16 protein-coding genes and 1 pseudogene are annotated in these 17,102 nt (G+C 61.7%); 12 read left to right on the forward strand and 5 right to left on the reverse strand.

Annotation, left to right across the window (positions count from 1 at the left end; all coding sequences use genetic code 11):
- Positions 1–131 precede the first annotated feature (131 nt).
- Positions 132–419: pseudogene (locus tag M5J09_RS12595) on the forward strand (hypothetical protein); the annotation flags it as partial.
- Here M5J09_RS12595 and M5J09_RS12600 read toward each other — a convergent pair.
- From M5J09_RS12600 to M5J09_RS12620, 5 genes are read right to left on the reverse strand one after another with little or no spacing between them, the layout of a single operon-like run.
- Positions 406–975 carry a molybdenum cofactor guanylyltransferase gene (locus M5J09_RS12600; protein ID WP_070537100.1) on the reverse strand — a complete coding sequence of 190 codons (570 nt, stop codon included), beginning with the start codon at positions 973–975 and terminating at the stop codon, positions 406–408. The pseudogene M5J09_RS12595 and the gene M5J09_RS12600 overlap by 14 nt on opposite strands.
- Before the next feature lie 3 nt (positions 976–978).
- Positions 979–1,464 carry a cyclic pyranopterin monophosphate synthase MoaC gene (gene moaC / locus M5J09_RS12605; RefSeq protein ID WP_042530450.1) on the reverse strand — a complete coding sequence of 162 codons (486 nt, stop codon included), beginning with the start codon at positions 1,462–1,464 and terminating at the stop codon, positions 979–981.
- A gap of 29 nt (positions 1,465–1,493) precedes the next feature.
- A complete protein-coding gene (locus M5J09_RS12610) occupies positions 1,494–2,696 on the reverse strand; it encodes a molybdopterin molybdotransferase MoeA (RefSeq protein ID WP_257158105.1) in 1,203 nt (400 codons plus the stop codon).
- 10 nt (positions 2,697–2,706) lie between these two features.
- A complete protein-coding gene (gene moaA / locus M5J09_RS12615) occupies positions 2,707–3,813 on the reverse strand; it encodes a GTP 3',8-cyclase MoaA (RefSeq protein WP_257158106.1) in 1,107 nt (368 codons plus the stop codon).
- A gap of 46 nt (positions 3,814–3,859) precedes the next feature.
- Positions 3,860–5,599 carry a long-chain fatty-acid--CoA ligase gene (locus tag M5J09_RS12620; protein ID WP_257158107.1) on the reverse strand — a complete coding sequence of 580 codons (1,740 nt, stop codon included), beginning with the start codon at positions 5,597–5,599 and terminating at the stop codon, positions 3,860–3,862.
- 405 nt (positions 5,600–6,004) lie between these two features.
- Between M5J09_RS12620 and rho the strand changes: the two genes are divergently transcribed.
- From rho to atpA, 11 genes are all read left to right on the forward strand, one after another.
- Positions 6,005–7,996, forward strand: a complete 1,992-nt coding sequence (gene rho, locus M5J09_RS12625) for a transcription termination factor Rho (RefSeq protein ID WP_257158108.1) — start codon at positions 6,005–6,007, stop codon at positions 7,994–7,996.
- The gene (gene prfA / locus M5J09_RS12630) at positions 7,996–9,072 is read left to right on the forward strand and encodes a peptide chain release factor 1 (protein WP_042530460.1); all 1,077 of its coding nucleotides are present in this window, start codon (positions 7,996–7,998) and stop codon (positions 9,070–9,072) included. The genes rho and prfA overlap by 1 nt, the downstream gene beginning before the upstream one ends.
- Positions 9,073–9,081: 9 nt before the next feature.
- Entirely contained in the window at positions 9,082–9,957 is an 876-nt protein-coding gene (prmC, locus tag M5J09_RS12635) for a peptide chain release factor N(5)-glutamine methyltransferase (RefSeq protein ID WP_257158109.1), read from the forward strand.
- Positions 9,958–10,017: 60 nt separating this feature from the next.
- Positions 10,018–10,692, forward strand: coding sequence for an L-threonylcarbamoyladenylate synthase (locus M5J09_RS12640; protein WP_257158110.1), 675 nt, complete (start codon positions 10,018–10,020; stop codon positions 10,690–10,692).
- Positions 10,693–10,705: 13 nt separating this feature from the next.
- The gene (locus M5J09_RS12645; protein WP_239180711.1) at positions 10,706–11,881 is read left to right on the forward strand and encodes an MraY family glycosyltransferase; all 1,176 of its coding nucleotides are present in this window, start codon (positions 10,706–10,708) and stop codon (positions 11,879–11,881) included.
- Positions 11,882–11,897: 16 nt separating this feature from the next.
- Positions 11,898–12,332: a hypothetical protein gene (locus tag M5J09_RS12650; RefSeq protein ID WP_239180713.1), complete on the forward strand. Its 435-nt coding sequence runs from the start codon at positions 11,898–11,900 to the stop codon at positions 12,330–12,332.
- A 455-nt stretch (positions 12,333–12,787) separates the two neighbouring features.
- Positions 12,788–13,600 (forward strand): F0F1 ATP synthase subunit A, encoded by an 813-nt coding sequence (gene atpB / locus M5J09_RS12655; RefSeq protein ID WP_257158111.1) that lies wholly within the window; start codon positions 12,788–12,790, stop codon positions 13,598–13,600.
- Between the two features lie 104 nt (positions 13,601–13,704).
- Positions 13,705–13,947, forward strand: coding sequence for an ATP synthase F0 subunit C (locus tag M5J09_RS12660; protein WP_257158112.1), 243 nt, complete (start codon positions 13,705–13,707; stop codon positions 13,945–13,947).
- A 45-nt stretch (positions 13,948–13,992) separates the two neighbouring features.
- Positions 13,993–14,565, forward strand: coding sequence for a F0F1 ATP synthase subunit B (locus M5J09_RS12665; protein ID WP_257158113.1), 573 nt, complete (start codon positions 13,993–13,995; stop codon positions 14,563–14,565).
- Positions 14,566–14,571: 6 nt separating this feature from the next.
- A complete protein-coding gene (locus tag M5J09_RS12670; protein WP_042530476.1) occupies positions 14,572–15,387 on the forward strand; it encodes a F0F1 ATP synthase subunit delta in 816 nt (271 codons plus the stop codon).
- Positions 15,388–15,447: 60 nt separating this feature from the next.
- Positions 15,448–17,088 carry a F0F1 ATP synthase subunit alpha gene (gene atpA / locus M5J09_RS12675; RefSeq protein WP_042530478.1) on the forward strand — a complete coding sequence of 547 codons (1,641 nt, stop codon included), beginning with the start codon at positions 15,448–15,450 and terminating at the stop codon, positions 17,086–17,088.
- Positions 17,089–17,102 lie beyond the last annotated feature (14 nt).

The following is a 17,102-nucleotide window of genomic DNA, read 5'->3' on the forward strand; positions in this document are numbered from 1 at the left end:
GCGCGTACACACTGCGCAGGGCCGTCAACCACAGACTGCCAACCCAACTACCCCCGGTACCCGATACACGCACACCCAGTACCCGATACCCGCCCGACCGGTACTAAAAACCGAACCCGGTCAGCCTCGCCCCGCTGCACGCGAAGGTGGGCGATACGGTGCGCATCTGGCTGGTGAACCTAGGTCCTGACCTGCCGCTGAGTTTTCACGTCGTGGGCGAAATCTTTGACACCGTCTACAAGGAAGGCAGCTACCTCATCAAGGGGGCAGAAGAGTCTGGATCCCAGGCGGTAGATCTCTTACCGGCCCAGGGTGGTTTTGTGGAGATGACCTTCAACGAGCCGGGAACCTACTCCTTTGTCAACCACATCATGACGAATGCGGAGAAGGGCCAGCACGGCCAGATTATCGTCGAGTAGTCTGCCGGGCTTTCCTGCGCTCGTGCAGCTCATCGACGGTATCGATGTCCCGCACAGAATCATCGCCCTGGACGTGCACTACTGTGCGGGCTTGGCGCAGCAGCCGCATGACAGGCTGGTTGCGTGGATCTCCTAATTCGCTAAGCGCATGCGCTAGCGCTGCGGTGCGCCACAGCGCGCAGAGCGGCTGGATGCGCCCCTCAAGGGTTGCTACGGCTACATCGGCCCCGGAGCAGACGAGAGTGCGTTCAAGCACAGGAAGCATCTGTGGGGAATCGGGGGCGTCAACAGCCAGGATCGCTGTGGTAGTCAAGCCACCTCCATTCAGTGCAGCATGGCCTGCGGCTATGCCCGCCACCGGTCCGCCGAAAAGGGGGCTTTCACACACCTGCGGCATACCCAGGTGGTAGGGCGAGACTACTGAGGCGGGGACGCCGTAGGGCAGCTGGCGAAGAAGACGATCAATGAGCCTCTCGCCACCCAGAGTGACGCTAGCCTTATCGGCACCCCCCATGCGCGTGCCGCGCCCGCCCGCCAGGATGATGACGCCGAGCATTGGCTAGCTCTCCGCGCCGGGCAGCTCGCGAGACCACTCTCCGGAGCGCCCGCCGGATTTCGCGGTGATTCCGCAACGACGGATATAGGCGGAGCGATCGACGCCCTTGACCATGTCAATGAGGGCCAGAGCTGCGACGTTGACGGCGGTGAGCGCCTCCATTTCAACGCCTGTTCGATCCGCCGTGCGGACCGTGGCCTCGATGAAGACGTGGTCCTCGCGCAACTCAATGTCCACCGCGCAGCCATGCACGCCAATTGTGTGGGCCAGCGGCAGCAGATCCGGCACCTTCTTGGCGGCAGCGATGCCCGCCACGCGGGCCACGGCGAGGACATCGCCCTTGGGGACTGTGCCATCGCGCAGAGCGGTGAGAATCTCCGGGGAGCAGGCCACCTCGCCCTGGGCCGTGGCGCTGCGCACGGTGGGGTTCTTCTCGGTGACGTCCACCATGTAGGCAGAGCCGGAGTCATTGAGGTGAGTGAATTTCATAGTGTCAGGTTCCTTTGAGCAGTAGAGAGTCAGTACGGATAAACGGTGAGCTCGTCACCGGCGGCACGGGGCTCAGTAATGAGCGCGAAGCCTCGCGTGCCGGGCAGTGCGCCGACGTGATGGCTGCGCATCCGCGGGCCCGGCGGCGGGGTAGCAGTCACCGTGCCGTCGAATTCGATCAGGCAGGGCTGGATGAACGGATACCGCGCGCCTGGGAAGTCGGCACCCGCCACGGCGCGAAGTGCCGGCCGGTCCAGCGGGCCTGCCGGGCGCGGCAGGCCCCGCAAGGAGCGCAGCAACGGGGTGAGATAGAGATGCGCGGACACAAAGGCCGCCACAGGGTTACCCGGCAAGCACACGACGGGCACACCCGCCCACAACGCGTGACCCTGCGGCGCGCCGGGGCGTTGTTCAACGTGACCAAACCAGGCGCAGTCTGCCTGCTGGCTCAGCACAGCGTGCACCACGTCGAAGGCACCGGCGGAAACACCGCCGGTGGTGACGATGAGGTCGCAGCCGCCTTCTGCCTGCACCACAGAGTCGAGAACGCGGCGCAGCTCCGCGGGGTCATCGCCGCAGCGCAGGCGGGTGATACTCGCGGGGCCCGTGGCGGTCACGAGTGCCTCAAGCATCGGGCCATTGGAATCGGGCAGATGGCCGCTGACCAGTTCCTCACCCGTGGCAATGACGGCGATGCGCGGGATGCGGCGCAGCTTAGCCGTGTTGATGCCGGAGGAAAGGAGAGTGGCGAGCAGTGGGGCGTCGATAAGCGTGGCAGCAGATGCCACCTCCTCTCCCGGCGCGATGTGGGAGCCACGGCGGCGAATGTGGTCACGGGATGGCAGACGGTGGATGGTGACGGTCTCCGGCACGGGGCCGGGCCCAGGGGCGACGTTGGTATCCTCCACCGGGATGATGAGGCCCTTAAAACCCTCGGGCACCGCAGCGCCCGTCATAATGCGCACGGCCGTACCGGGAGCAGGGCTGAGCGGGGGAGCGCCGGCGGGGACATCGCCGATGACCTGCAGCGAGCAGGGCGCATCGAGGGGCGGGGTCAGGAAGCCATCCATGGCGGAATTATCCTGCGGTGGCACTGCACTGTGTGCCGTGGCAGCCTCTGCCAGGACGCGGCCTGCCTGCACTGGGACGGTCTCGACCGGCACGGGACGGATGAGAGCCTGAAGGCGTGCGAAATAGTCTTCGATGCTCGTTGTCTGCCCAGTCGTTGTCATTGCACCCAATCTAGCCGCCGATGGCGGACATCGGGCGATCGGGCTGGAGGAACCCCTCGTCATTCACACCGTGGCCGGGCAGCTTGCGCCACATCTCACCGGCCCATGCGGCGGCAAGCTCATCATCGCTGGCGCCTTCGCGCATCAGATCGCGCAGAGAGGTCTCTGAATTGCCGAACAAGCAGTTGCGCACCGCGCCATCAGTGGTCAAGCGCGTGCGGTCGCAGTGTCCGCAGAAGGGACGAGTGACCGAGGCAATAACGCCAATGCGCCCCGGTGGCAGGGAGCCATCGTGAGCCTTAACCTCCCACAGGGCAGCGGGTGCGGAGCCGCGGGGCTCCTCGGCAGGGCGCAGCTCTAATCCCTCACGCAGGCGAGCGAGGATATCATCAGCCGTCACCATGTGGGAGCGGTTCCACTCCTCCCGCGGGCCTAACGGCATCTGTTCAATAAAGCGCAGCTGGGCGCCACGTTCCAGGCAGAAACGAGCCAGGGGAACGATGGCAGACTCATTGATTCCAGGCATAATGACCGCGTTGATCTTCACTGGATCCATCCCAGCGTCGAGGGCCGCATCGATAGACCGCAGCACATCGGGAAGGCGATCGCGCCGGGTCAAGCGGGCATACAGCTCGCGGTCGAGGGTGTCGAGGGAGATATTGACGCGGTCCAGCCCGGCGCGCTGTAGTCCAGGAAGCCGCTTGTCCAAGCCCAAGCCGTTGGTGGTTAGCGCTGTGGAGGGCGCCACACCTTCGTCGGTGCGTACATCCTTGGTGGCGGCGATGATCTCTTCTAGGGAGTTGCGTAGGAGCGGCTCACCACCGGTGAAGCGCACCTGGCGTATACCGAGCCTTTCCACGCCCAAGCGGATAAGGCGGATCGTTTCCTCATCACTCAACGTCTGCGCGGTGGGCATCCACTCCACGCCGTCCGCCGGCATGCAATACGTGCAGCGCAGATTGCAGCGATCCGTGAGAGAGACGCGCAGATCTCGAGCTTGCCGGCCGTACCGGTCCAGGAGTGCGCGTTCACCATGTGCGCCGGGTTGCGGGAGATCGGCGGGATGATCGGCAGAACCCGGGACACGGGGCAGTGGTAGGGAGATGGAATCGGACATTGCTCGATAGTTTAACCCGAAGAAATCCGAATTAATAGAGTGGGGGTTAATCTGCGGCGTCGAGGCGCTGGGACTCGCCTGGGCCCTTCAACCGGATGATGTTGTACTCGCCCTCGGCCAAGTGGGCACGCAGGTCCTTCTTGTCGAACTTACCCACGGAGGTCTTGTCGATGGTCTTTACGAAAGTCCAGTACTCCGGCAGCATCCACGAGGGCAGCTCCGAGCGCATGCCGTCGCGCAGGCGCTCGGCAGTCTCGATGGTGGGGGAAATACCTGCTGCCAGCACGGTCACGGCGAGGGGACGCTCGACCCACTGCTTATCGGGGTATCCAATGACGGCGCACTCAAGCACGTCCGGGTTACTCATGATGAGGTTTTCTAGCTGCACCGAGTAAATCCACTCGCCACCGGAGCGGATGACATCGCGAGCGCGGTCTTCCACGGTGAGGAAGCCCTCCTCGTTGACGAAGCCGACGTCGCCCGTGCGCAGCCAGCCATCGGCGGTAAATTTAGATTCGGCATCCTCGACATCTTTGCCGCGGAACTCGTGAGCGGCCCCTCCGTCTTCCGAGGTGGGCGAGTGGTAGTAGGAGCCGGTCACGAGGTTTCCACGCACCTGAATCTCGCCGGCGTTGAGGTCGGTGGTGTTGACCACGTGACCATCGTTGACCACGCGGTACTGCAGTGAGGCGGGGAAGCGTCCTTGGGAGACGCGGTAGGCCCAGCGCGCTTCACCCGAGGCGCCTGAGGGCGGGCGCGCAACGGTACCGACAGTGGTGGTTTCCGCCATTCCCCAGACGTGCACGACATCCACGCCGTAGCGTTCCTCCCACATTTTGATGAGCTGCGGCGGGACGGGGGAGCCGCCCGCGAAAATTTCCGTGAGCGTCATGCGCTCCGGTGGGTGCTTGAGGTAGTGGACGAAGAGCTGAATCCAAATGGTGGGAACGCCATGTGCCACGCGTGGGGATGTGGCGGCAATGACTTTGGCCAGGGTGGCGGGGGACACGTCGGCGTCGGGAAGCACCAGCGGCGTACCCGTCATCCACGCCGCAAAAGGAACACCCCAGCTCAGTACGTGGTAGATGGGAATGCAACACAGGAAAGTCTCACCGTGCGTGACGCACAGCGAATCGGAAGAGCGCAGCTGCATACCCTCGAGATACAGCGCGCGGTGCGAATAAAGCACGCCCTTCGGCGCGCCGGTGGTGCCCGTGGAATAACACAGAGCGGCGGCCGTGTGCTCATCCAGCACGGGCCAGTCATAGACCGTCGAGCGGCCATCGAGCAGCTCCTCGTAGCTGTAGACCTCCACGCCCTCCGGCATAGGGGCCGTGAGCTTATCGACGTCCGTGAACACCACTGCACGCACGCACTCCACGCCCTTGAGGACGTTCGCCAGCTGCTGCCCCAAGCGGCCATCGGCGACAATGACCTGGACTTCTGCGTGATTGACGATGTGCCGGATTTGGTCATTCATCAGCTGCTTGTTGAGCGGGGTAAATACCGCGCCCTTGCACGCAGTGCCGAAGAGAACCTCGAGGTGTTCTGCACAGTTCCACATGAGGGTTCCCACGCGTTCATCCCCGGTGACGCCCAATGTGTCATGCAACGCATGAGCGAAGGCTGCGGCGCGCGCGCCGATATCCGCGAAGGTGGTTTCCTCCCTCTCATTGCCCGGATCGGCACTGTGCCAGGTGATGACTTGGGTCTGGCTGTGAACGGAGGAACCGTACTCCAGGATGCGGGTCAGGGACAGGGGGATATCCTGCATTGTGGAGAGCATGGCCACTACTTTAGCCGTGTCAGTGTGATCGCGGTCGATGGATGCGGTATAGTTGCTTGCGACTGGCGGGGAGGCCTTCCCCGCACCTTCCGAGCATCCTCCACGGTACGCACGCGGTGTTGGCGCGCGGCGGTGAAGGGGAGTAGAGATACGCTCGCAGTCGCCTCTTAAAACATCTCCCATCAGTGACCCACGGCTGTGTAATCTTTTCCGCGCCGCGGGGGCTTCTTTACAGGGAGAGCCACACATACCCACCGCCCACGGGGATCGCGGTCGCGTGAACTCGCTGGCGGCGGTGGACCAGATTAATTACACATTGGCTTCCAACGCCCCACGTGGGCTGTCCCGCACACGGTGCGGCCCAGTCATGATGGCGCCCGTTGGTGAAGCGACGAAAGGATATCCGTGAGCGATACGGACAAGACCGCAGCACAGGATCTCGCATCCCTGAAGCTGCCGGAACTGCGCAAGCTTGCTGCGGAGCGCGGGCTCCGCGGTGTCTCCGGACTGCGCAAGGGGGACCTCATTACCGCCCTAACCACCGGCCATGTTCCCCCGCGCGCTGCCAAGGCCGCGAAGGCTGCCGATGGCTCCCCGGCCGATGCCCCGAAGGCAGAGGAGAAGGACACTAAGCAGCGCCGTGCTACCCGCAAGGCCTCACGCCCGGCAGGCTCCGCCGATGACCAGCAGGCTGTCAAGGGTCACGGCTCAGACAAGGATCACGGCTCAGAGAAAAACTCTGAGCAGGGTTCTGAGAACAAGGGCGACAAGAACGATTCCAAGCACGACGGGGGCACTGACGAGCAGCGCTATGAGTCGCGTTCGCAGGCCCGCCGCGCTCGCCGCAACCGTGCCCGCCGCCAAGAGCGCGAGGCCCGCGAAGAGAACAACGGTGGCCAGAACAACGGTGGCCAGAACAACGGTGGCCAGTACAACAACTCCGGCGGCGACAACTCTGGGGACACCGAGTCTGGTCATGACAACCCTGGTAACCAGGGCGGCAACAACAATGACGGCGGCCAGGGCACATCGGATGACAACCACGGCCGCAACAACGGCCAGAACAACGGTGGTGGCAACAACCGCCGTGATAACCACAACCGCCACGACGACAACAACGGTGGCGGCGGACGTCGCAACCGCCGCAACCGCCGCAACCGCCGCGGCCGTGACCGCGATGGCGGCGGCAATGGTGGCAATGACCTGCAGATTCGTGAAGGCGATGAGGTCCAGGCAGTTGGCGGCATCCTCGAGGTCGTGGACAACAACGTGGCCTTCCTGCGCACCACGGGCTACCGTGCCGCAAGCTCCGATGTCTTCGTCAACAACAACCTTGTCCGTCGCCTGGGCTTGCGCTCCGGCGACGCCGTGACCGGCCAGGTCAAGGTGTCTGGCCCGACGCACACGCACGGCAACGGCCGCAACCGCCGCAAGTACAACCAGCTGGTCCAGGTCGACACGGTTAACGGCCTCGAGCCGTCAACCGCTAAGGAGCGTCCGGAGTTCTCCAAGCTCACCCCGCTCTACCCGAACCAGCGCCTGCGCCTGGAGACGGATCCAAAGATCCTCACCACCCGCGTTATCGACCTCATCATGCCGATTGGTAAGGGCCAGCGCGCGCTCATCGTCTCCCCGCCGAAGGCCGGTAAGACGACCATCCTGCAGAACATCGCTAATGCGATTGCTGCCAACAACCCGGAGTGCTACCTCATGGTCGTCCTCGTTGACGAGCGCCCTGAGGAGGTCACCGACATGCAGCGCAGCGTCAAGGGCGAGGTTATCGCCTCCACCTTCGACCGCCCGCCGTCAGAGCACACCTCCGTGGCGGAGCTGGCCATTGAGCGCGCTAAGCGCCTAGTGGAGCAGGGCAAGGACGTTGTCGTCCTGCTGGACTCCATTACCCGCCTTGGCCGTGCCTACAACAATTCCTCCCCGGCATCCGGCCGCATCCTCTCCGGTGGTGTGGACTCCAATGCCCTCTACCCGCCGAAGCGTTTCCTCGGTGCTGCCCGCAACATCGAGAATGGTGGTTCGCTGACGATTATCGCCACCGCGATGGTGGAGACCGGCTCCACTGGTGACACCGTCATCTTCGAGGAGTTCAAGGGCACCGGTAACGCCGAGCTCAAGCTCGACCGTGCCATCTCTGAGCGCCGCATCTTCCCGGCTGTGGACGTTAACCCGTCCGGCACCCGCAAGGACGAGCTCCTGTTGGTTCCGGAAGAGGCGCGCATCATGACCAAGCTGCGCCGTATCCTTTCCGGCCTGGATTCCTTTGCCGCCATCGACCTGCTCATCAAGCAGCTCAAGAAGACCCGCTCCAACGGCGAATTCCTCATGCAGGTGGCCTCCTCTGCGCCCATGGCCGCAGATACCGATGAGGAGGACTACAAGTAATGTCGAATCAGGTTTCCCTCGTTGACGATATTGTCTCCGAGTACCAGGGCATCGAAATGCAGATGGCTGACCCGGAGGTAGCCGGTGATCAGTCTCAGTTCCGCAAGCTGTCCAAGCGTTATGCCGAGCTGCGCCCGATCGTCGCTGTGAATGATGAGCTGGTCCAGGCTCGCCAGGATCTGGCCGACGCCAAAGAGATGGCCTACGAAGACCACGAGTTCCAGCCCGAGGTTGACCGCCTCGAGCCGCTCGTCGTCGAGCTGGAGGAGAAGCTCGCTGACCTGCTCGCCCCGCGCGATGAGCAGGACTCCGAAGACATCATCATGGAGATCAAGGCCGGCGCTGGTGGCGAAGAGGCGGCTCTCTTTGCCGGAGACTTGGCCCGCATGTACGAGCGTTTTGCGGACAAGGCTGGCTTCCAGTGGGAGGTTTTGGGCCTCAACGAGTCCGATCTCGGCGGTGTCAAGGACATGTCCATCTCCTTCAAGTCCAAGACCCCATCCCGCGACGGCGCGTGGAGCGTGTTCAAGTTCGAGGGCGGAGTGCACCGCGTGCAGCGCGTTCCGGTGACAGAATCCCAGGGACGCATCCAGACCTCGGCTGCCGGTGTGTTGGTTTACCCGGAACCAGAAGAAGTGGAAGCCGTCAACATCGATGACAAGGACATCCGCGTTGACGTCTACCGTTCCTCTGGTAAGGGCGGCCAGGGTGTGAACACCACCGACTCCGCGGTGCGTATTACTCACTTGCCGACCGGCCTGGTGGTGACCTGTCAGAAGGAGCGTTCCCAGATCCAGAACAAGGCGCGTGCCCTGCAGGTGCTGCAAGCCCGCCTGGACCAGATGGAGCGCGAGGCCCGCGAGGCGGAGGCCGGTGAGCAGCGCGCTTCCCAGGTGCGCACGATGGACCGCTCGGAGCGCATCCGCACCTACAACTGGCCGGAGAACCGTATTACTGACCACCGCATTGGCTACAAGGCCAACAACCTTGACTCGGTGCTCAACGGTGATATGCAGGAGCTCATCGAGGCCCTGCAGGCCCAAGAGCGCGCCGAGCGCCTCGAAGCGGACGGCTAAACTACGGTGATGTTTCACACCTATCAGGAGGCGCTTCGTGATGCCACGGGGCGCCTTCGCGCTGCCGGGGTCCCCTCACCTGAGTGGGATGCCCGTGTGCTTGCGGCCCATCTCATCCACTGCGGCCACATGGACATCCCGCTAAGCCACGAGCCGATGCCGGGCTTTGACGTGGCTTTTGGGGCGTTGGTGGGGCGTCGAGAAGCACGCGAGCCCCTCCAACACATCCTGGGCACGGCCTGGTTTGGCCCCCTCGAGCTCGACGTCGGCCCCGGCGTGTTCATCCCGCGACCGGAGACGGAGGTGCTCGCCGAGTGGGGAGTTAGAGCCTTGAAGGAATCTATCCTGGGCCAGGAGTCTCCGTGCGTCGTGGATCTCTGCACCGGGTCGGGGGCGCTGGCTCTCTACATTGCACACTTTGTGCCGCAGGCGCAGGTGTGGGCCGTGGAGCTTTCCGACGCCGCCCTGGCCTATACCCAGCGCAATGCCCGCAACACCGCAGGGGACGCCAGCAGTCACGTACACCTGGTCAAGGGCGATGTGACGGACTCTCACGTGCTCGCCGAACTCGACGGCACCGTGGACCTGGTGCTCACGAACCCACCCTACGTCCCGGAAAATCCGTTCCTAGACCCAGAGGTCTACCACGACCCACACGAGGCCGTCTTTGGTGGAGCCGATGGGATGGAGACAATCACCGCTATGATCCCCACGATTGCACGGCTGCTTCGCCCGGGCGGACGAGTGGGTATCGAGCACGACGATGAGACCTCCGAAAAAGTGCAGGATGCTCTGCTCAGCCACGGTGGCTTCGAGCAGGTGGACGTCTTACAAGACCTCACCGGGACCGCGCGGTTTGTGACGGCGGTGTGGGGAGTACAGTAAATTGGTCAAGGATTGGCCAACTAGCCGACGCCGCGCGACCGCGGCATGAAGGAGAGACCGATGCAGGGGCAGATTTTCAACTGCGCGGATGCTGCTGAGCGCGAGGAAGGCATGGACCTGGCGGTCAAGGCCGCCAAATCCGGCCGCCTCGTCGTTATGCCTACCGATACCCTCTATGGTCTGGGCTGCGATGCCTTTGACAACGACGCCGTGGCGAGCCTTCTTGCCACTAAACACCGTGGCCCCGACATGCCGGTGCCGGTCCTCGTGGGCTCGTGGGACACCGTCAAGGGATTGGTGGCCCGCCTGGATGACACCGCACAGAATCTCATTGAGGCCTTCTGGCCAGGTGGTTTGTCCATCGTAGTCCCGCAGGCGCCGTCCTTGCCATGGAATCTGGGGGATACCCGGGGCACGGTGATGCTCCGCATGCCTCTTCACCCCATCGCGATCGAATTGCTGCGCGAGGTCGGACCAATGGCCGTGTCCTCCGCAAACATTTCCGGCCACCAGCCTCCGACAACTGCCATTGCTGCCAAACAGCAATTGGGTAAGGCAGTCACCGTGTATTTGGATGGTGGGGAAGCAGAGGTAGGAAAACCCTCGACGATTATTGATCTATCCGGCGAACACCCTTACCTGTTGCGTGAAGGTGCTTTGAGTGCCGAAGAAATCGCTGAGGTCATCGGCGTGAGCGCGGAGTCCCTGCGCACGCGCCCGAGTGCTACTAACTAAGGAGCCCTTCACCGTGGCTGGAACTGGCGTGCCGCTGCGCGAATTGGCCTTGGTCATTTTCGTTGCAGCAGCATTTACGTATCTCTCTACCGGGTTGGTGCGCACCTTCCTTGTGCGTACCGGCCGTGTGGCAGAGATTCGCCTGCGCGATAGTCACTCGCAGCCCACCCCGCAGTTGGGCGGCGTGGCTATGTTCACCGGTTTCGCCGCGGCGGTGTACCTTGCCGGCCAGCTTCCAGCCTTGACTCGCGGCTTTATGCCGGTGACGCCAGAAATGACTGCGGTGCTGTGGTCAGCGGCCGCGATTGTTCTCGTGGGCGTGGTGGATGATCTCATAGAGCTCAGCGCTCTTGTCAAGCTCATCGGGCAGCTCGTCTCAGCAGCACTCATGAGCGGTTTGGGCTTGACATGGACGCTACTCTTCCTGCCTTTTGGTGATGGGACGACCGTGATCCTCGACCAAGTCCAGTCCACCCTCTTGACAACCTTCTTTACGGTGTTGCTCATCAATGCCATCAATTTCGTCGATGGTCTCGATGGATTAGCTGCGGGTCTGGGCATGATCGCTGGCGGCGCCATCCTTATTTTCTCCCTCACGGTGCTCCATGACCAGGGCGGGGCTGTCTCAGCGTATCCGCCGGCGATTATTGCGGCTGCTCTTGTGGGCATGTGTGCGGGTTTCCTGCCTCATAATTTCGAACCTTCGCGCATCTTTATGGGTGATAGTGGAGCGATGCTGATTGGATTGTTGCTTGCGGCGGCCTCGACCTCGGCTTCAGGCAAAATCAACATGTCGCTTTATGGCACGGTAGACATGGTTGCGCTCATGTCCCCGGTTATCGTGGTCATTGCCGCGGTCTTCGTTCCAGTCCTGGACCTTGTCTGGGCGGTTATTCGCCGCGTCTCACAGGGGCGATCGCCGTTTGCGGCCGACAAGGCCCACATCCACCACCGTCTCCTGTCCTTGGGTCACACGCATCGACGAACGGTGCTCGTGTTGTACTTATGGGTCTCTGCAGTAGCCTTTGGTGCCGTGTCTTTCTCCATCGTGCCGGCGCCTGTCGCAGTGGTTCTTGCCGTCCTCGCACTCGTCGTAGCCTTCGGCGTCACGCTTATCCCGCTGCGCCAGGGCAAGATTGGCCGCGCGCCGCGACCCACCAGTGTGGTGCTAGAATCTGATCCCTCCTGAGGTAGGGTATGGGGCTGTGACTGAATCAACGACTCCTGAAGAGCTGTCGCCTTATGACGATCACCGCCGCCCACTCAAGCGTGCTTTGCGCCTTGGCGCGATGGGCCTGGTCGTGGTGACTATCGCCTCCCTCGCCATCTGGGGCGGTGTCCGCGGAACGCCTGGTCTGCTGGGTGTGCTCGTTGGCGCAGCCATTGGCGGAGGCTTCGTTCTGTTTACGGCGGCTTCAGTGCTCCTGACCGCACGCACAACGCCATCGACGACTATGGCTGTTGTCTTGGGCGGCTGGCTGCTCAAGGTCGTCATTCTTATCATGGTCCTTTTGCTCATCAAGGACCTGGAGTTCTATGACACTATGGCGCTCTTCGTCACCGTCATCTGTGCGCTGGCGGTTACGCTCGGCACAGAGGTCTGGGGCGTGGTGACATCCAACGTGACATACGTCTCCTAGCATGTGAGGCGTCCGCTGACTATATGCACTGCCACCTTTACTGGTTGCCCCAGTAGGGTGGCTTTTTCGTGTCGTGAGGTGACAGTGTCGATGCCCGTAGTTACCCCCGTCAAGGTGGGCAAATCATGGCGTGTGACCAAGTACACTCGCAGGGGTTTCGGCAGAATGTGGGCGTTTTAGGTCTATCCACGGGGGAGGGGTAGCCCATCGGCTACGGCACGGTGCCCCCACGTGCGAAAACTTGTCATCAAACTGATACCATTCACTTCGGGTTACCGCGGGTTGGCGTCATGCCGGCCCGATACAGTGCGGTTTATCCTTGTCTTGCTTACGCTGATGTGCGACGGAGTCCGTGAGCAAGGCAAAGAGCTGAAGACGTCCATCGCACCACATAGCCTTCGACAAGCTGTGTGGCCCGAACACGGGAGAGAACGCTGAGCGTTACGACATTGGCCATGAAGGGTGAGTTTCATGCACCCGAACTGGATCCAGAACTTTTCCCGGGGCACGTAACCGATGACGGTGAAGTCGTCGATCTTTTGTTCGCTGACTTCGCCAACGGTTGGTTCGCTTTGGATCGCATCATGCTGGTTCGCCTGTTTATGGCGGCCATTTTGGTGCTCCTTTTTGTTGTCGCCTTCCGGAACCCCAAGTTGGTTCCTAAAGGATTGCAGAACGTGGGCGAGCACGCGATTGACTTCGTGCGAATTCACATCGCAGAAGATATTTTGGGCAAGAAGGAAGGACGCCGTTTCCTTCCCATCTTGGCCACTATCTTCTTCGGCGTTTTGTTCTGGAACGTAGCAACTATTGTTCCGGGCCTGAACATTTCTCCGAACGCCCGTATTGGTATGCCAATCGTGCTGGCTGTCGTGGCATACATCGCCATGATTTACGCCGGTGCAAAACGTTTCGGCTTTGGCAAGTTCGTGAAGTCCTCGGTGGTTATTCCTAATCTGCCGCCGCTGCTGCACGTTCTTGTTGTGCCGATTGAGGCATTTTCCACGTTCGTTATGCGCCCAGTCACGCTGGCACTTCGTCTCATGGCGAACTTCCTGGCTGGCCACCTCATTTTGGTCCTGTTGTACTCGGCTACGAACTTCTTCTTCTTCCAGTTCAACGCCTGGACCGCCCTGAGTGGCCTGACGCTGGTCGCAGCGGTTCTGTTCACGCTGTACGAAATTATCGTCATCTTCCTGCAGGCCTACATCTTTGCCCTGCTGACGGCGGTATACATCGAACTGTCGCTGCATGCAGACTCGCACTAACAACAACGCGAACCTCGCGGTTAACTAAATACCCCCAGAAATCATCATCACTGCCCCCGCGGACTAGCCCGCGGGAGAAACTTTGAAAGGGAACGACTTTCATCATGAACGACATCATTCTTGCTCAGGACGCTGCTGAGTCCACCATCACCGGTCTCGGTGCTATCGGCTACGGCATCGCCACCATCGGCCCGGGCTTGGGCATCGGTATTCTCGTTGGCAAGACCGTCGAGGGCATGGCTCGCCAGCCGGAGATGGCTGGTCAGCTGCGTACCACCATGTTCCTGGGTATCGCCTTCGTTGAGGCCCTGGCACTTATCGGCCTCGTTGCAGGCTTCCTGTTCTAAAGAGCGCTTTACACAAAGTAAATCGAACTTTAAGAACGGAGCCCCATGAACAACGTCATTTACTACCTTGCAGCGGAAGGAAGTGAGTCCCTGCCGCTGGAAAGCGGTAACTCCATCCTTTCGCCCAAGATGTACGACTTGGTCTGGTCTCTCATTCCGTTCATCATCATCCTGTTGATTTTCTGGAAGTTCGTTCTTCCGGCATACAACAAGATGCTGCAGGAGCGCGAAGACCGGATCGAAGGTGGCCTTAAGCGTGCGGAGGCTCAGCAGGCCGAAGCTAAGGCTGCTTTGGAAAAGTACAACGCTCAGCTCGCTGATGCCCGAGCCGAGGCTGCAGAAATCCGCGAGCAGGCGCGCGAGCGCGGCAAGTTGATTGAGGCCGAGGCCAAGGAAGCTGCAGAGGAAGAGTCTCGTCGCATCCTGACCGCCGGTGAGAAGCAGCTTGAAGCTTCTCGCGCACAGGTCGTGTCTGAGCTGCGTTCCGACATCGGACAGAACTCCATCAACCTGGCAGAGAAGCTTCTCGGTGGCGAACTTTCCGACGCCACGAAGCAGTCCTCCACCATTGATAGCTTCCTGTCCGAGCTCGACACTGTGGCACCGGCCGGAAAGTAGGCAACGATGAAGGCAGCTAGCCGCGAAGCACTCGCTACCGTCGAGTCCAAGCTGGACGGATTTCTGTCCGGCGACAACTCGGTAGCTACTGCTACCCAGGCAGGCCAGGACCTCTTCGAGGTTGTCCGCGTCCTCGATGGCGACCGCGAACTGCGCGTTGCCCTGACGGATGATGCAGCAACTTCCGAGGACCGTAAGACCCTGGTCCAGAAGCTTTTTGGCGGCAAGATTTCCCCGGTAGCACAGCAGGTGCTCGAGGAAGCCGCCGCTGCACAGTGGTCCACGCCGCGTGATATTGCCCGTGGCCTCATCAAGCTTGGCCGTCGCGCACTTCTGCGTGGCGCTGAGTCTGAGGGCAAACTGGGCCAGGTTGAAGACGAGCTCTTCTCCCTGTCACGCGTGCTTGACCGCGAAGGCGAACTGACCCAGCTGCTTTCAGACCGTACTGCGACGTCCGACCGCAAGGTTGGACTGCTGGCAAGCGTGCTCTACGGCAAGGTCACCATGGTCACTGAAGCGCTCGCGCTGCAGGCCATTGGCCGCCCGGAGCAGAACCCGATTGATGATCTCGCCGGTCTGGCGGACACTGCAGCTGAGCTGCAGGGCCGCTCTATCGCGCGCGTCACCACTGCGGGTGAGCTGAACGATAGCCAGCGGGCAGCACTCGCTGAAAAGCTGGGCAAAATTTATGGTCGTGCGATGTCCATCCACTCTGAGGTTGACACCAGCCTCCTCGGTGGCATGACCATCCGCGTCGGCGACGAAGTTATTGATGGCTCGACGGCAGGCAAGATTGCTCGCCTTCGCGCCGCGATGGCATAAGCCGAAACGACAGAAACGATTAAGTAATTGCTGGAAGATACTACCGAGAGCAGGAAGAACATGGCGGAGCTGACGATCTCCTCCGACGAGATCCGTAGCGCGATTGCGAACTACACCTCGAGCTACTCCGCGGAGGCCTCCCGTGAGGAGGTCGGCGTGGTCATTTCGGCAGCTGACGGTATTGCGCAGGTTTCGGGCCTGCCGTCCGTCATGGCGAATGAGCTGCTCGAGTTCCCGGGCGGCGTTATTGGCGTCGCACAGAACCTTGACACCAACTCCATCGGTGTCGTGGTCTTGGGCAACTTCGAGTCGCTTAAAGAAGGCGACGAGGTCAAGAGGACTGGCGAAGTCCTCTCCATCCCTGTGGGCGAGGACTTCCTCGGCCGCGTAATTAACCCCTTGGGCCAGCCGATTGACGGCCTGGGCCCGATCACCGCTGAAGAGGACCGCGTCCTCGAGCTGCAGGCACCGTCCGTGCTGCAGCGTCAGCCGGTGGAAGAGCCGATGCAGACCGGCATCAAGGCAATTGACGCCATGACCCCGATTGGTCGTGGTCAGCGTCAGTTGATCATTGGTGACCGTAAGACGGGTAAGACCGCCGTCTGTATCGACACCATTCTGAACCAGAAGGCTAACTGGGAGTCTGGCGACAAGAACAAGCAGGTTCGCTGTATCTACGTCGCCATCGGCCAGAAGGGCTCCACCATTGCTGGTGTGCGCCGCACCCTTGAGGAGCACGGCGCGCTGGATTACACCACCATCGTGGCAGCACCGGCGTCCGACGCCGCCGGCTTCAAGTGGCTGGCACCGTTCTCCGGTGCTGCTCTGGGGCAGCACTGGATGTACCAGGGCAACCACGTCCTGATCATCTACGATGATCTGACCAAGCAGGCTGAGGCCTACCGTGCGATTTCCCTTCTGCTGCGCCGCCCGCCGGGCCGCGAGGCATACCCGGGTGACGTTTTCTACCTCCACTCCCGTCTGCTGGAGCGTGCTGCAAAGCTCTCCGACGACATGGGTGCAGGTTCCATGACCGCACTGCCGATTATTGAGACCAAGGCGAACGACGTCTCCGCCTTCATTCCGACCAACGTTATTTCCATTACCGACGGCCAGGTCTTCCTGGAGTCCGACCTGTTCAACCAGGGCGTCCGTCCGGCAATTAACGTCGGTGTGTCTGTCTCCCGTGTTGGTGGTGCCGCACAGACCAAGGGTATGAAGAAGGTTGCCGGTAACCTCCGTCTGGAGCTGGCCGCCTACCGTGACCTGCAGGCCTTCGCTGCCTTTGCGTCCGACCTTGACTCTGCCTCCAAGGCTCAGCTGGAGCGCGGTGAGCGCCTCGTTGAGCTGCTGAAGCAGTCCGAGTCCTCTCCGCAGCCTGTCGAGTACCAGATGGTGTCCATCTTCCTCGCAGACCAGGGCATCTTCGACGTCGTTCCCGTCGAGGACGTACGCCGCTTCGAGAAGGAGCTGCACGATCACCTCAACTCTGCAACCCCGCAGGTGTTCGAGCAGATTCAGGGTGGCACCGCTCTGACCGACGAGTCCAAGGATGCACTTGTTGCAGCAGCCAAGGACTTCACCCCGTCCTTCCGCACCACCGAGGGCCACAACCTCGGCTCCGAGGCGCCGGTTGACCCGCTCGCCGCTGAGGACGTCAAGAAGACCGAGCTCAACGTCTCCCGCAAGACGGCCAAATAGAGTCCGCACACTCT

The organism is Corynebacterium sp. BF-R-2 (genome assembly GCF_024586525.1).
GTDB lineage: Bacteria > Actinomycetota > Actinomycetes > Mycobacteriales > Mycobacteriaceae > Corynebacterium > Corynebacterium singulare.